A 13442-nucleotide genomic window follows, 5' to 3' on the forward strand; every position below is an offset into this window, starting at 1 on the left:
CCGGCATCGGGGCGGGGAACGGCGTCGGTGCGGGGGTGGGGAACGGCGTCGGTGCGGGGGTCGGGAACGGTGTCGGTGCGGGGGCGGGGGCGGGGGCCGGCGCGGGCGCCGGAGCCGGGGCCGAGCCCGGGGCCAGTGGCATCGCCGCGGCCTGGGAGGCCAGCTCCCGCAGGCCGGCCCCGTTGGTCTCGCTGACGAGACGGTCCACCGCCGCCGTACCCGAGCTGTAGCTGGTCCCGGTGCCCAGCTCGGATACGGCGGCTCCCCTCCTGGTCCCGTAGAGCACCTGCTCCAGGGCGGACACCAGGCGACGCACGTCCACCTGGGGGCGCACCACGAGTCTCAGGAAGCGACTGGATGAACCGATCTTGTTGCCGCACTCGCGGACCAGGATCCGGTGCTCGGTGAGCAGCCGGTCCCGGACCACGGTGCCCTCGGCGCCCAGGGGGAGGCGCACGAAGAGGAAGTTGCCCTGCGACGGGTAGACCGTCAGACCAGGGAGCTGGGAGAGCTGGCGGGCCATGTCCAGCCGGTCCCGGCGGATCTGGTGCAGGCTCTCCATGTACTCGGCACCGTGCTCCTTCAGCATGAACACCACGTGCTCCGCGAAGGAGTTGAGGTTCCATTTCGGCAGCATCGAGCGGACCTTGCCCGCGAGGGAGGGGTTCGCGACCAGATAGCCGAAGCGGATTCCGTGCAGGCCGAAGTTCTTGCCGAGGCTGCGCAGCACGATGACGTTCGGCCGCATCACCGCGTCCTCGGCGACGCTGGGCTCGTTCTCCGCGTCGGCGAATTCCAGGAAGGATTCGTCGATCACCACGAGGTCCAGATCCGTCATTGCGTCCATGAACTGCACCAGCGCCTGACGGTGGACATATCCGCCGTCGGGGTTGTTCGGGTTGCAGACGACGGCGACACGGGTGCCGCGCTTGCGGATGAACTCGGCGTACTGGGCCAGGTCCAGGGAGAAGCCACTGGACTCCTGGAGCGGGAACATGTCGACGCGTTTGCCGGTCTCCATGGGCTGGTCGGTCCAGCGGCCGAAAGTGGGGACGGGGACGGCGAGGGACTCGCGGACCAGCAGGTGGTCGATCCAGGTGATCAGCTCGGTCGAGCCATTGCCCATCACCACGCACTGGGGCGGCAGCTGGAGCAGGCTGCACAGCTCGGCCGTGATCGTGTCGGCGCTGCTCGGATAGTAGGAGACGATCTCACGGAGTTTGCTCGCCATCTCGTCGAACATGGCGGGCGTGGGGAAGTACGGATTGCAGGGAATGCAGAAGTCCACCGGGCCGACGCCGTCGCTCTCACGTGTCAACGCAGCCATCGAGGGGCTGTGCGCCGCCGTGCTGCGGAAGAGCGAGGTGACGCTGTCTGCCAAGGGAACCTCCGTCGGTGGGTGGCCCGTGCGGGGGAGCACGGGCCAGCCACTCATACGGATACGGAAGTGGCGTTGTTCAACTGGTGTGAGTCGGGTGTGACTTCGGACGCATCACATGGGCGGGGCCCGGACCGACTTACGAACCGGACTTGCGCTTGTTCCACACGTCGAAGCCGACCGCCATCAACAGGGCCAGGCCCTTGATGACCTGCTGCCAGTCGGTGCCTACGCTGAGGAGGTTCATGCCGTTGTTCAGCACGCCGAGGACGAGACCGCCGATGATGGCGCCGAGGACGGTGCCGACACCGCCGCTCATGGACGCACCACCGATGAACGACGAGGCGATCGCCTCGAGTTCGAAGTTCACGCCCGCCTTCGGTGAGGCCGCGTTCAGGCGGGCGGCGACCACCAGACCCGCCAGGGCCGCGAGCACGCCCATGTTCAGGAAGACCTGGAAGGTGACTTTCTTGTCCTTGACGCCGGAGAGCCTCGCCGCGGGCAGGTTGCCGCCGATCGCGTAGATGTGGCGGCCGAAGACGGCGTTGCGCATGACATAGCCGTATCCGACCACCAGGACGCCGAGGACGAGGAGCACGATCGGCGCGCCCTTGTAGCTGGCCAGCAGCATCGTGGCGACGAGGATCGCCGCGACCAGGGCGACCAGCTTCAGCGCGAACAGCCGCCCGGGCAGAACGGCGAGCGCGAACTCCTGCTGCCGGCGCCGGTCCCGCACCTCCTGCCACACCACGGCGGCGATGAGGACCAGGCCGAGGAGCAGGGTGGGGTTGTGGTAGTCGGTGTCCGGTCCGACCTCCGGCAGGAAGCCGTTGCCCATCTTCTGCAGCCCGTCCGGGAACGGGCCGAGGGTCTGCCCCTTGAGCAGGATCTCCGTGAGGCCCCGGAAGAGCAGCATCCCGGCGAGGGTGACGATGAACGACGGAATGCCCAGATACGCGATCATGAACCCTTGCAGCGCCCCCGCCGCCGCGCCCACCAGCAGGCACAGCACCACGGCGACCGGCCACGCCACATGGTGGCTGACCGTCAGGACGGCCGCCACGGCGCCCACAAAGGAAGTGAGAGAGCCGACCGACAGGTCGATGTGGCCCGCGACGATCACCAGCATCATGCCGATCGCGAGGATCAGGATGTAGCTGTTCTGCAGCACCAGGTTGGAGACGTTGCGCGGCAGCAGCAGGTCCCCGCCGGTCCAGACCGCAAAGAGGACGACGATCAGACCGAGCGCGATCAGCATGCCGTACTGCCGCATGTTCCGGCGCAGGCCGTTCAGCATCAGCCGGAGCGGGCCCTCGCCTGCGGCCGGCCCGCTTCCGCCCGGCGGCGCGGGGGCCGGGGTCCCGGCGGTCACGTCCGTACTCATCGGGTTACCTCTTTGTCCTGTGTGTCCCTCGTCATCCGGCGCATGAGCACTTCCTGTGTGGCCTCGGCCCGCGGTACCTCTCCGGTCAGCCGACCCGCAGCCATCGTGTAGATGCGGTCGCACATGCCGAGCAGCTCCGGCAGCTCGGAGGAGATGAAGACGACCGCCTTGCCCTGGGCGGCCAGCCGGTCGATGACCGTGTAGATCTCGTACTTGGCGCCCACGTCGATGCCGCGCGTGGGCTCGTCCAGGATCAGTACGTCCGGACCCGCGAAGATCCACTTGCTGAGGACGACCTTCTGCTGGTTGCCGCCCGACAGTCTGCCCACCGGTTCGAAGACGGTCGGGGCCTTGATGTTCATGGACGTGCGGAAGCCCTCGGAGACCTGCCGCTCCTCGTGCTCGTCGACCACGCCGCGCCTGGAGACCTTCTTCAGGGCGGTCAGCGAGATGTTCCGGTTGATGGTGTCGATGAGGTTGAGGCCGTAGTGCTTGCGGTCCTCGGTGACATACGCGATGCCGTGCCCGACCGCCTCGGCGACGGTCTTCGTACGGATCTCCCTGCCGTCCTTGAGGACCGTGCCGCCCGTGTAGCGGCCGTAGGCGCGCCCGAAGACGTTCATCACCAGCTCGGTTCGGCCGGCGCCCATCAGCCCCGCGATGCCGACGATCTCCCCGTGCCGCACCTGGATCGACACGTCGTCGACCACCTTGCGCTGCTGGTCGATCGGGTGGTGCACGGTCCAGTTGCGGATCTCCAGGGCCGGGGCCGCGCCCTGATGAGCCTTGTGCAGGGTGCGCTCGGGGAAGCGGTGGTCGAGGTCGCGGCCGACCATGCCCGCGATGATCCGCTCCTCGGTCGTTTCCGGCGCCTTCACGTCGAGGGTCTCGATGGTGCGTCCGTCGCGAAGGATCGTCACCGAGTCGGCGACCTTGCGGATCTCGTTCAGCTTGTGGGAGATGATGATCGAGGTGATGCCCTGGTTCTTCAGCTCCAGGATGAGATCCAGGAGTTTGCCGCTGTCCTCGTCGTTCAGGGCCGCCGTCGGCTCGTCGAGGATGAGCAGCTTCACCGACTTGGACAGCGCCTTCGCGATCTCCACGAGTTGCTGCTTGCCCACACCGATGTCGGCGACCCGGGTCTGCGGGTGCTCGTCGAGGCCGACGCGGCCGAGCAGTTCGGCGGCGTGCTTTAGGGTGTCGTTCCAGTTGATGAGGCCGCGCGTGGCGTGCTCGTTGCCGAGGAAGATGTTCTCCGCGATGGAGAGGTACGGCACCAGCGTCAGCTCCTGGTGGATGATGACGATGCCGTGGTGCTCACTCGCCCGGATGTCCTTGAAGCGGCAGACCTCTTGCTCGAAGAGGATCTCGCCCTCGTAGGTGCCGTGCGGATGGACGCCGGAGAGCACCTTCATCAAGGTGGACTTCCCGGCGCCGTTCTCCCCGCAGATGGCGTGGACCTCGCCCTGCCGGACCGTCAGTACGACGTCCGACAGCGCTTTGACACCGGGAAAGGTCTTGACGATCGAGCGCATTTCCAGGACGGGTCCCGCCATGGTCGTGCCTTCCGGTCGGTTGCGGTCGGTGGGATGCGGTTACTTGAGCTGGGCGTCGGTGTAGTAGCCGCCCTTGACCAGCACGTCCTCGTAGTTGGACTTGTCGACGCTCACCGGCTGCAGCAGATAGGCCGGGACGACCTTGGTGCCGTTGTCATAGGTCTTCGTGTCGTTGACCTGCGGTGTCTTCTTGTTGAGCACGTCGTCGACCATGGTCGCGGCGACCTCGGCCAGCTTGCGGATGTCCTTGTAGACGGTCTGTGTCTGCTGACCGGCGATGATCGACTTCACCGAGGCGAGCTCGGCGTCCTGGCCGGTGATGACCGGCAGCGGCTTGCTGCCCGAGCCGTAGCCGTCCGACCTCAGCGAGGACAGGATGCCGATGGAGATGCCGTCGTACGGCGACAGGACGGCGTCGATCTTGGCGCTCTTGTACGCCGACGTCAGGATGTCGTCCATGCGTTTCTGCGCGGTGGCGCCGTCCCAGCGCAGCGTCGTGACCTGGTTGAGCGCGGTCTGGCCGGACTTGACGACCAGCTTCTTGCTGTCCAGGTACGGTTTGAGGACACTCATCGCGCCGTTGAAGAAGTACTTGGTGTTGTTGTCGTCGTTGGAGCCGGCGAACAGCTCGATGCTGAACGGGCCCTTGCCGTTCTTCAGGCCCAGCTTGTCGACGATGTAGCCGGCCTGGAGCTCGCCGACCTTCTCGTTGTCGAAGGACGCGTAGTAGTCGACGTTCTTGGTGCCGAGGATGAGGCGGTCGTAGGAGATGACCGGGATGCCCGCGTCGGCGGCCTGCTGGAGGACGTTGTTCAGGGACTTGTTGTCGATGGCCGCGATGATCAGGCCCTTGACGCCCTGGGTGATCAGGTTCTCGATCTGCGAGACCTGGGTGTCCGGGTCGTCCTCGCCGTAGACCAGCTTGGTCTTGTAGCCCTTGGCCTCGAGGTCCTTGACCACGTTCTTGCCGTCCGCGATCCAGCGCTCGGAGGACTTGGTCGGCATCGCGATGCCGATGGTGCCGCCCTTGGCGCTGCCCTTGTCCTCCTTGCTGCCGCCGGAGCTGTTCCGGCCGCAGGCGGTCAGGGTGAGCGCGAGGGACGCGGCCGTGGCCATCGCGGCGAGAGCGGCTCTGCGAGTGCGCATGGTGATCAGTCCTTGTTCTTCTCGTCGTGGACAGGGGCGGTCGGCGGTTCAGGCGCCGGTGGGGAAGCGGTTGAGCGTGCCGGGCAGCCGGGAGCCGAGCGGCGCCATGTGGCCGTCCGCGCCGTGCCGGGCGAGCAGGTCGAGAGCGAGCCGGCCGCGCCGTACCCGCTCCCGTGCGGTGTCCAGGGCCACGTCCCGCAGGTGCCCGCCGTACGGGTAGATCCCGGGCGCCTTGGACAGGCCGAACTTCAGATAGAGCGGTGCGCCGCGCCGGATCAGCTCGGCGACCTCGTACATCCGCACGTACCCGCCGAGGTCGTCGGGGGCCTCGATGTACATGTCCATGGGTGCGGCGGAGACCCGCCGGATCTCGGTGATGTGATCGAGCGTCAGGTCGCTGGGCACATTGACCGAGTCGGCGCCCAGGCGCTCGTAGACGGCGTACGACGCCGGGTTGACCGGCCCGATCAGCGCGGACACCTTGAGGGCGGTGTCGGCCGGGACGATTCCCCGCTCCCTGGCCCGGTGCAGGGTCCACAGCACGCCCTCGTCGGCGACGAGCAGGCACGTGACGCCCAGCTCGGTGGCCCGGACGGCGTCCTCGACGCATCCGGCGACGGCGTCGTGGCCCCGCGCCCTGAGACCGGCGCCGCGCGAGTCGGAGCGTACGGAGCCGCCGATGTCCCAGGTGCCGCGTGGGCCGGTGAACAGGCACAGCTCGATGTCACGCTCGGCCGTGGCCTCGACCATCTCGGTGATCTCGGCGTCGGTCAGCATCCATACGCCGCTGCCCTGGCTGATGCGGTGGATCGGCACGTCGAGCCGGGAGGACTCCTTGAGGACCACTGCCAGCGCCTCGGGTCCCTCACACGAGGGGATCTCGGTGCGCCAGCGGCCGCCTCCGGGGAAGGCGTGCGGCGAGGCGTCGGCGGGGGAGAGAGCGGGCGCGCCCAGGCCGAGCGCGGCGAGCACCTGCTCACCTGGCCTGCGTGCTGCCGTGGCGGAGTCGGTCACAAGGCGTCCTTATGTTCGATATTTCGGACAGTGTTCGCAGCCCAGGGCGTGAAAGAGGCTTGGGGGTATGCCGGTACGAAGCCCGTCAGGTAACTCCGCGCCGGCGTACGGCTCGAGGGGGTTCACGGACGCAACAGGACCTTTCCGACCTTCGGATCCCCGGCCCCGACCAGCTCGATGGCCCGGGGGAACTCGCCGAGCGGCAGCTCGTGCGTGACAAGCGGCAGCGGATCGAGCAGCCCGGCGCCGAACACCCGCACCGTGTGCGCCCAAGCGTCCGGCGGTGCCCCGAACACGGTCCGCACCTCCAGCTGCCGTACGACCAGATCGGTGGGGTCGAGGCCGTCCGCGCCGGGTGCCGGGATGCCGGTGAGGACGAGGCGTCCGCCGCGCCTTGGCAGACGTACGGCAGTGCGCGCGGCGGACGCCGACCCGGCGGTCTCCACGACGACGTCGAAGTCGCCGGGGAGAAATTGGTCGGTGGTACGGAAGCAGGTGGCGCCGAACCGCCGGGACAGCGCCGCGCGGTCGGCCCGGGTGCCGACCACCAGCAGCTCGGCCGGCGAGACGGCCTTCAGGAACTGCACGGCGAACATGCCCAGCGTCCCGGTGCCGACGACGGCGACCCGCTCGCCCGGCCGCGCGTTCACCTTCAGCGCGGCGGCCGCGACACAGGCGGCGGGCTCCAGGAGCGCCGCCGCGGTCAGGTCCGCGTCGTCCGGCAGGACGTGCAGCAGCCGGGCCGGGAGGGTGAGGGTGTGGGCCATCGCGCCCGGCTGGGTGAAGCCCGTCTCCTCGTAGCCCGAGGTGCACAGCGTCGTCTCGCCCGCGTGACAGCGGTCGCAGACCTGGCAGTTGCGGAAGCCCTCGCCCACGGCCTTGCGGCCGACGAGCGATTCCGGCACGCCGGCGCCGACCGCCTGTACCGTGCCGGACCACTCGTGGCCGGGGATGAGCGGATAGCGGACGTAGCCCTCGGGCCGGTTGCCCTGGTAGACCTCGCGGTCGCTGCCGCAGATGCCCACGGCGTGGACCCGGAGAAGCGCCTCGCCGGGACCCGGCGCCACCGGTTCGTGGGGGACGAGGCGGTACGCGCCCGGCGCCTCGATGACGACGGCGGTGCTCACTGCGTCTCCTTCACATCGAGCCGGACGCTCACTTGGTCCTCTTCGGCCTGCGCTGCTCCCAGCCCTCGGCCCACAGGTCGAACCGGGCCTGCTGCTGCGGGAACTCGGCTGCCGCGTCGACGTCGAGCTCCACACCGAGGCCCGGCGCGTCGGAGAGGTGGAAGTAGCCGTCGACGACCTGCGGGCCGCCCTTCACGACCTTCTTGATCTCCGCGTCCGCGAAGTCGTTGAAGTGCTCGAGGATCTTGAAGTTCGGGGTGGTGAAGCCGACTTGGAGGGAGGCGGCGGTGAGGACGGACCCGCCCACGTTGTGCGGCGCGACGAGCATGTAGTGGGTCTCGGCGGTGGCAGCCAGCTTCCGGGTCTCCCAGATGCCGCCGATGTGGCCGACGTCCGGCTGGATGATGTCCACGGCCTGGCTCTCGAAGAGCTCGCGGAACTCGATCCGGTCGTGGATGCGCTCACCCGTGGCGACCGGGAGGTCGACCTTGGCCGCGACCTTCTCCAGTGCCTTGAGGTTCTCCGGCGGGACCGGCTCCTCCAGCCAGGCCGGCTTGAACGGCGCGAGCTCGTGGGCGAGCCGGACGGCGGTGGCGGGGGAGAAGCGGCCGTGCATCTCCAGCATCAGCTCGGCCTCGGGCCCGATGGCGTCCCGCACGGCCTCGACGAGGGAGACGGCGTACAGAGTCCGCTCGTGGTCGAGCTCGAAGTGCCCGGTGCCGAACGGGTCGATCTTCAGGGCCCGGTAGCCGCGGGCGACCACCTCCCGGGCGGCCTTGTGGTACGCCTCCGGGGTCCGCTCGGTGGTGTACCACCCGTTGGCGTACGCCTTGATCCTGTCGGTGACCTCGCCGCCGAGGAGCTGCCAGACGGGAACGCCGAGGGCCTTGCCCTTGATGTCCCAGCAGGCCGTCTCGACCACCGCGATGCCGGACATGACGATCTCTCCGGCGCGCCCGTAGTCGCCGTACTTCATCCGGCGTACGAGGTCTTCCACCGCGAACGGGTCGGAGCCGAGGATGTGATTCGCCTCCGCCTCCCGCAGGTAGCCGATCAGCGCGTCGGTGCGGCCCAGCATCCGGGTCTCGCCCACTCCGGTGATTCCCTCGTCGGTGTGCACCTGGACGTACGTCAGGTTGCGCCACGGCGTCCCGACCACGTGTGTGCTGATTCCGGTGATGCGCACGGCAGTTGCCCCTCGCTGCTTCGTCGGTGCTTTCGTCGGCTCAGACCGTATGTTCGAAATTTCGGCACACGTTCGAAATGCTGGCGTGACAGTAGGGACGGGATGGCGGGGGTGTCAATGGGTCGGGCGCATAACGGTTTCGGCAAGCGTTTCGACAACTCTTTCGCGCGGCGCGCTCAACCCGCCACACCTTGTCGGCCGGTTGTCCACACAACTTTCACCGCTGCCCCTAGGAACGTTACCTGTGCGGAATTTAGTCTTCCGGCGTCATGGACTACTGCCACCCGTGCCGAAGGCACCTGAACGGCGCCCTCGCCTGCCCGGGCTGCGGCACGCCGGTCGAAGAACTGCATGCGTACGCCGGCGAGGGCGACGCGCCCTCCGCCGACGACGGCTTCGACGGTTCAAGGGACTTCGACGGCGCGGGGGAGTACCCCGGCTCCGACGGGGCCGAGCACTCGTACGAGGAGGAGCCGGGACGGCGGGAGCCCGTACGGCAGCAGGCCGTCCGGCCCGGACGGGCGCAGAACCGACGGCGTGCGAAGGGGCGCGGAGCGGCCGTTGACCGCGACCCCGGCCCCGGGACCCGGGCCGGGCGTCGCGACCGCAAGGCCGCCGCGCATCGCAGACGCCGGCGGCGGGTCCTGTTCGCGGGCGCCGGGCTGTTGCTGGCGGCGGGCGCGCTGAGTCTGGCCGAACTCGGCATCGAGGCGCCGGGGTCCACCCCGAACGCCGCGAGTGCGGGAGGTGCCACGGCGGACGGCGCGGCCTCCGCGAGCGAGACGACCGGTCCGCCCGGTGGGGCCGATGACGGGGGCGCCGCCGGTGTGTCCCGGGTGCCGGTCTCGGCCTCCGCGTCTCCGTCCGTCTCCGCGAAGGACAAGAAGTCCGACAAGGCGAAGAAGAAGGCCGCGGGCACGCAGTCGGCGGCCGCCACCGGCCTCCCGGATCACTCGGCCGCGGCGCCGGCCCCGACGGAGACCGCGGCACCGAGTGCGGCTCCCTCGACGGCGCCGACACGCACGAGCCCGGTGCCGAAGCCGTCACCGACGAAATCGTGCTTCCTGTGGTGGTGCACCTGACGCTCTGCTGGCGGGCGGGCGGTCTGCTGGCGGGCGGGCGGTCTGCTGGCGGGCGGGCGGTCCGCGAGGGCGAGACCGGTCGGCCGGGTGTCCGGGGGCGCGGGCCCGGGCGGTGGCTAGGCCTCCAGCATCCGGCGCAGGAGATCCCGTAGGGACAGGCGTTCGTCGTCGGACAGTCCCGCCAGGGGCTCGCGGGCGAAGTTCAGGGAGTCCCGCAGGCTCCGGGCCACCTGGCGGCCCTCCTCCGTCGCCGCCGCCAGCTTCACCCGGCGGTCCGCCGGGTCCGGGCGGCGCTCCACCAGGCCTCGCGCCTCCAGCCGGTCCACGATCCCGGTGACATTGGACGGCTCGCACTTCAACTGCTGCGCCAGCCGCCGCATCGGCAGCGGCTCCAGCGACAGCAGGCTCAGCAGCCGCGCCTGCGCCCCGGTCAGCGCGTGCTCGGCCGCCGCCTCCTCGTACTCCTCGTGGTAGCGGGCCACGACCGTGCCGATGAGGTCCACGACCTCCAGGGTGAGGGGGTCGATTCGGGGTGTCTTCTGCGTGGCCATGGCATCCAGGCTACCCCCTTACTTGACATCCTTAAATATTAAGGAGCATGGTTGTTTCAGGTTCTGAAGTATTTGGCCAGCAGCACGTGAGGAAAAAAGGCGCCATGACCGACACCCCCACCCTCCCCGCCGTCAGCCGCGAATGGCACCTGCTCAGCCGCCCGGTCGGCTGGCCCAAGCCCGAGGACTTCGCCCTCGTCGAGGCGGAGGTACCGCAGCCGGGTGAGGGCCAGGTCCTCGTGCGGAACGAATACGTCTCCGTCGACCCCTACATGCGCGGCCGCATGAGCGCCGCCAAGTCCTACGTCGCCCCCTTCGAGCTGGACAAGCCGATGCAGGGCGGCGCGGTCGGCGAGGTCGTCGTCTCCAACGCCGAGGGCATCGAGCCCGGCGACCACGTCCTGCACTTCTTCGGCTGGCGTGAGTACGCGGTCGTGGACGCCAGGAACGCCGTCAAGGTCGACCCCGAGGCCGCGCCCCTGTCCACGTACCTCGGCGTTCTCGGTATGACCGGTCTGACCGCCTATGCCGGTCTGCTGCGCACCGCCGCCTTCAAGGAGGGCGACTCCGTCTTCGTGTCGGGCGCCGCGGGGGCCGTGGGCAGCCAGGTCGGGCAGATTGCCAAGCTGAAGGGTGCCTCGCGGGTCATCGGCTCGGCGGGCTCCGACGAGAAGGTCAAGCTCCTGGTCGAGGAGTACGGCTTCGACGCGGCCTTCAACTACAAGAACGGCCCCGTGGCCCAGCAACTGCGCGAAGCCGCCCCGGACGGCGTCGACGTGTACTTCGACAACGTCGGCGGCGACCACCTCGAGGCCGCCATCGGCTCCCTCAACCAGGGCGGCCGCATCGCCGTCTGCGGCATGATCTCGGTCTACAACAACACCGAGCCCGCGCCCGGCCCGAAGAACCTCGCCCGGCTCATCCAGACCCGTGGCCGTATCGAGGGCTTCCTGGTCGGTGACCACTACGACCTCCAGCCGCAGTTCGTCCAGGAGGTCGGCGCCTGGGTCCGCTCCGGCGAGCTGAAGTACCGCGAGACCGTTGTCGAGGGCATCGAGAACAACCTCGAGGCGTTCTTCGGCGTACTGCGTGGCGACAACATCGGCAAGATGATCGTCAAGCTCTGACCATCACCGTGACGCACGCCTGACCTGCGTCGCCTGCGTCGCTGTGCGGGCCCTTTCGCGGCGAACGGCGCATCCACGGCGGGCAGCAGGGGGCATGCTGGAGGCGGCTGCCTCGGTCCGTTCGAGGCCCCGTGACGCTCCGTGCGAGGCGAGGAGGGCTCCATGTCCCCGATTCCGTCGCTCCCCAGCAGGGGCGATGTGGTGCGCGTGGCGCGCAGCACCACCGTGATCGCCGGCCAACTCCTGGACACGGCCGGGAACATCACGAGGATCGCCGTCAACACCCTGGATCCCAGGGACGGTTCGGGCGCCGAGGCATTACGCGTGCTGCGGCAGACCACTGCGGAGCTGGCGGAGGCGAGCGCGTCACCGCAGGCGCAGGAGGCGTTCTACCGGATCGTCGACACGCTGACCCGGCTCGGCACCACCGGTGCGCCGCTTGCGGTGCACCCGGTGAGCGAACCGGCGCAGGCGCTGCTGACCGCGCTGGGCGACACTCTGCTGCCGGTGCTCGACGCGGTGGAACCGGCCTTGCAGGAGGTCGTGGCGGTCCTGGGGGAACTGGTGGAGGCCACCTCGCCGCTGCTGCCCACGGCGGCCGGCCTCGCCGCGGGCGTGCTCCTCGCCCTGACGCCGCTGATCCGGGCCGCGGCCGAGGTGCTGCGGGACTCGGCGCCCGAACTCGGCCGTATCGCCGACGCGCTGACGGCGGCGCTGGCACCCCTGATGCCGCTCCAGGTGGGCCTCGTGGAGCGGGCGGCGGCAGCGGGAGCCACGGTGGCCCGGGCGGCCCTGCCGCCCCTGGCCGACCTCACGGAAGCGGCGGCGGCCACGACGGAGGCGGCCCGCCCGATGCTGCTGGCGAGCGAGGAGATCCTGGTGGCCGCCCTGGAACAGATCCAGCCGCTTCTCCTGGCCTCCGCTTCCCGCGCGGGCCGCTTCGCGAGGGCGGCGGCGGTACGGGTCTCGGCGGCGGTGAACCCGGCGGCGGACCAGGGGGTGGTGGTGGCGGTGACACCGGCGTGACGGTGCCGCGCAGCGACACCTTAAAATTTTCCACATGCGTGATCTCGGGGCGGGATTCGGCCATCTGCTGAAGGGCCAGCAATGGGTGGCCCGGCACGGCAAGCAGTACGGATTCGGGCTCGTGCCGGGCCTGATCACCCTCGTCCTGTACGCGGCGGCGCTTGTCGCCCTGGCCCTGTGGGGCGAGGACGCCGTCACCTGGGCCACTCCCTTCGCCGACGCCTGGCCGAGTCCATGGCTCGGCCTCTTCCGCGGCTTCCTGACCGCCGTCCTCTTCGCGCTCGCCCTGCTCCTCGCGGTCCTCACCTTCACGGCCGTCACGCTCCTCGTGGGTCAGCCCTTCTACGAGAGCCTGTCGGAGAAGGTCGACCGCGACGTCTGCCCGGACGGCACGGCGCCCCGGTCGGGGCTTCCCCTCCACCGCGAACTGTGGATATCCGCCCGCGACAGCCTGCGCATCCTCGTCCGCGCCATGCTCTGGGGCGTCCTCCTCTTCGGGCTGGGCTTCCTCCCTTTCGTCGGCCAGACCGTCGTGCCGGTGATCGGCTTCCTCGTCACCGGCTTCTTCCTCACCGAGGAACTGACGGCCGTGGCTCTCCAGCGGCGCGGCGTCGAACTTCGCGAGCGCCTCACCCTGCTGCGCTCCCGCAGACTCCTCGTCTGGGGCTTCGGCACGCCCCTCGGCCTCGCCTTCCTGGTCCCGTTCGTCGCCGTCTTCCTGATGCCGGGCGCGGTCGCGGGCGCCACGCTGCTGACCCGGGAGCTGCTGGGCGAGGAGAACAGCGAGGACGCGGACGACCCGGAGGACTCGGACGACGAGCAGGTCACCCACCCGTGATGGGGATCACCCACCCGTGATGGGGAT

The 13442-nt window shown here is 69.5% G+C and carries 12 protein-coding genes; 4 read left to right on the plus strand and 8 right to left on the minus strand.

What is annotated here, in order from left to right; translation table 11 throughout:
* From AAW14_RS29305 to AAW14_RS29335, 7 genes are all read right to left on the minus strand, one after another.
* Positions 1-1381: pyridoxal phosphate-dependent aminotransferase (locus AAW14_RS29305; protein ID WP_265567143.1), on the minus strand; the 1381-nt coding region annotated here is incomplete at its 3' end.
* Positions 1382-1517: 136 nt separating this feature from the next.
* Positions 1518-2762, minus strand: coding sequence for a multiple monosaccharide ABC transporter permease (gene mmsB / locus AAW14_RS29310; RefSeq protein ID WP_265567145.1), 1245 nt, complete (start codon positions 2760-2762; stop codon positions 1518-1520).
* Positions 2759-4318, minus strand: a complete 1560-nt coding sequence (mmsA, locus tag AAW14_RS29315) for a multiple monosaccharide ABC transporter ATP-binding protein (RefSeq protein ID WP_265567147.1) — start codon at positions 4316-4318, stop codon at positions 2759-2761. The genes mmsB and mmsA overlap by 4 nt, the downstream gene beginning before the upstream one ends.
* A 39-nt stretch (positions 4319-4357) precedes the next feature.
* Positions 4358-5464 carry a multiple monosaccharide ABC transporter substrate-binding protein gene (gene chvE / locus AAW14_RS29320; RefSeq protein WP_265567149.1) on the minus strand — a complete coding sequence of 369 codons (1107 nt, stop codon included), beginning with the start codon at positions 5462-5464 and terminating at the stop codon, positions 4358-4360.
* A 48-nt stretch (positions 5465-5512) separates the two neighbouring features.
* Positions 5513-6478, minus strand: coding sequence for a hypothetical protein (locus tag AAW14_RS29325; protein ID WP_265567151.1), 966 nt, complete (start codon positions 6476-6478; stop codon positions 5513-5515).
* 122 nt (positions 6479-6600) lie between these two features.
* On the minus strand, positions 6601-7605 hold the full coding sequence (locus AAW14_RS29330) for a zinc-dependent alcohol dehydrogenase (RefSeq protein ID WP_265567153.1): 1005 nt from the start codon (positions 7603-7605) through the stop codon (positions 6601-6603).
* Between the two features lie 28 nt (positions 7606-7633).
* Positions 7634-8791 (minus strand): mandelate racemase/muconate lactonizing enzyme family protein, encoded by a 1158-nt coding sequence (locus AAW14_RS29335; protein WP_265567154.1) that lies wholly within the window; start codon positions 8789-8791, stop codon positions 7634-7636.
* A 269-nt stretch (positions 8792-9060) separates the two neighbouring features.
* On the opposite strand from AAW14_RS29335, the gene AAW14_RS29340 reads away from it, so the two are divergent.
* Complete coding sequence (locus AAW14_RS29340; RefSeq protein ID WP_265567156.1) at positions 9061-9873, plus strand: SCO2400 family protein; 813 nt, start codon at positions 9061-9063, stop codon at positions 9871-9873.
* A gap of 116 nt (positions 9874-9989) precedes the next feature.
* Here the strand turns inward: AAW14_RS29340 and AAW14_RS29345 are convergent, their stop codons facing one another.
* Entirely contained in the window at positions 9990-10424 is a 435-nt protein-coding gene (locus AAW14_RS29345; protein ID WP_265567158.1) for a MarR family winged helix-turn-helix transcriptional regulator, read from the minus strand.
* Positions 10425-10528: 104 nt separating this feature from the next.
* Between AAW14_RS29345 and AAW14_RS29350 the strand changes: the two genes are divergently transcribed.
* From AAW14_RS29350 to AAW14_RS29360, 3 genes are all read left to right on the plus strand, one after another.
* Positions 10529-11551, plus strand: coding sequence for an NADP-dependent oxidoreductase (locus tag AAW14_RS29350; protein WP_265567160.1), 1023 nt, complete (start codon positions 10529-10531; stop codon positions 11549-11551).
* Between the two features lie 162 nt (positions 11552-11713).
* Positions 11714-12577, plus strand: coding sequence for a hypothetical protein (locus AAW14_RS29355; protein ID WP_265567161.1), 864 nt, complete (start codon positions 11714-11716; stop codon positions 12575-12577).
* Between the two features lie 34 nt (positions 12578-12611).
* Complete coding sequence (locus tag AAW14_RS29360) at positions 12612-13415, plus strand: EI24 domain-containing protein (protein WP_265567163.1); 804 nt, start codon at positions 12612-12614, stop codon at positions 13413-13415.
* The last annotated feature ends 27 nt before the right edge of the window (positions 13416-13442 follow it).

The organism is Streptomyces hygroscopicus, assembly GCF_026168105.1.
GTDB lineage: Bacteria > Actinomycetota > Actinomycetes > Streptomycetales > Streptomycetaceae > Streptomyces > Streptomyces hygroscopicus_D.

What these genes read in the sequence shown, in the direction of transcription:
- AAW14_RS29340 (WP_265567156.1), top strand. Translation starts at nt 9,061, where the DNA reads ATGGACTACTGCCACCCGTGCCGAAGGCACCTGAACGGCGCCCTCGCC.
- mmsA (WP_265567147.1), bottom strand. Translation starts at nt 4,318, where the DNA reads ATGGCGGGACCCGTCCTGGAAATGCGCTCGATCGTCAAGACCTTTCCC.
- AAW14_RS29345 (WP_265567158.1), bottom strand. Translation starts at nt 10,424, where the DNA reads ATGGCCACGCAGAAGACACCCCGAATCGACCCCCTCACCCTGGAGGTC.
- AAW14_RS29360 (WP_265567163.1), top strand. Translation starts at nt 12,612, where the DNA reads ATGCGTGATCTCGGGGCGGGATTCGGCCATCTGCTGAAGGGCCAGCAA.
- AAW14_RS29355 (WP_265567161.1), top strand. Translation starts at nt 11,714, where the DNA reads ATGTCCCCGATTCCGTCGCTCCCCAGCAGGGGCGATGTGGTGCGCGTG.
- chvE (WP_265567149.1), bottom strand. Translation starts at nt 5,464, where the DNA reads ATGCGCACTCGCAGAGCCGCTCTCGCCGCGATGGCCACGGCCGCGTCC.
- AAW14_RS29350 (WP_265567160.1), top strand. Translation starts at nt 10,529, where the DNA reads ATGACCGACACCCCCACCCTCCCCGCCGTCAGCCGCGAATGGCACCTG.
- mmsB (WP_265567145.1), bottom strand. Translation starts at nt 2,762, where the DNA reads ATGAGTACGGACGTGACCGCCGGGACCCCGGCCCCCGCGCCGCCGGGC.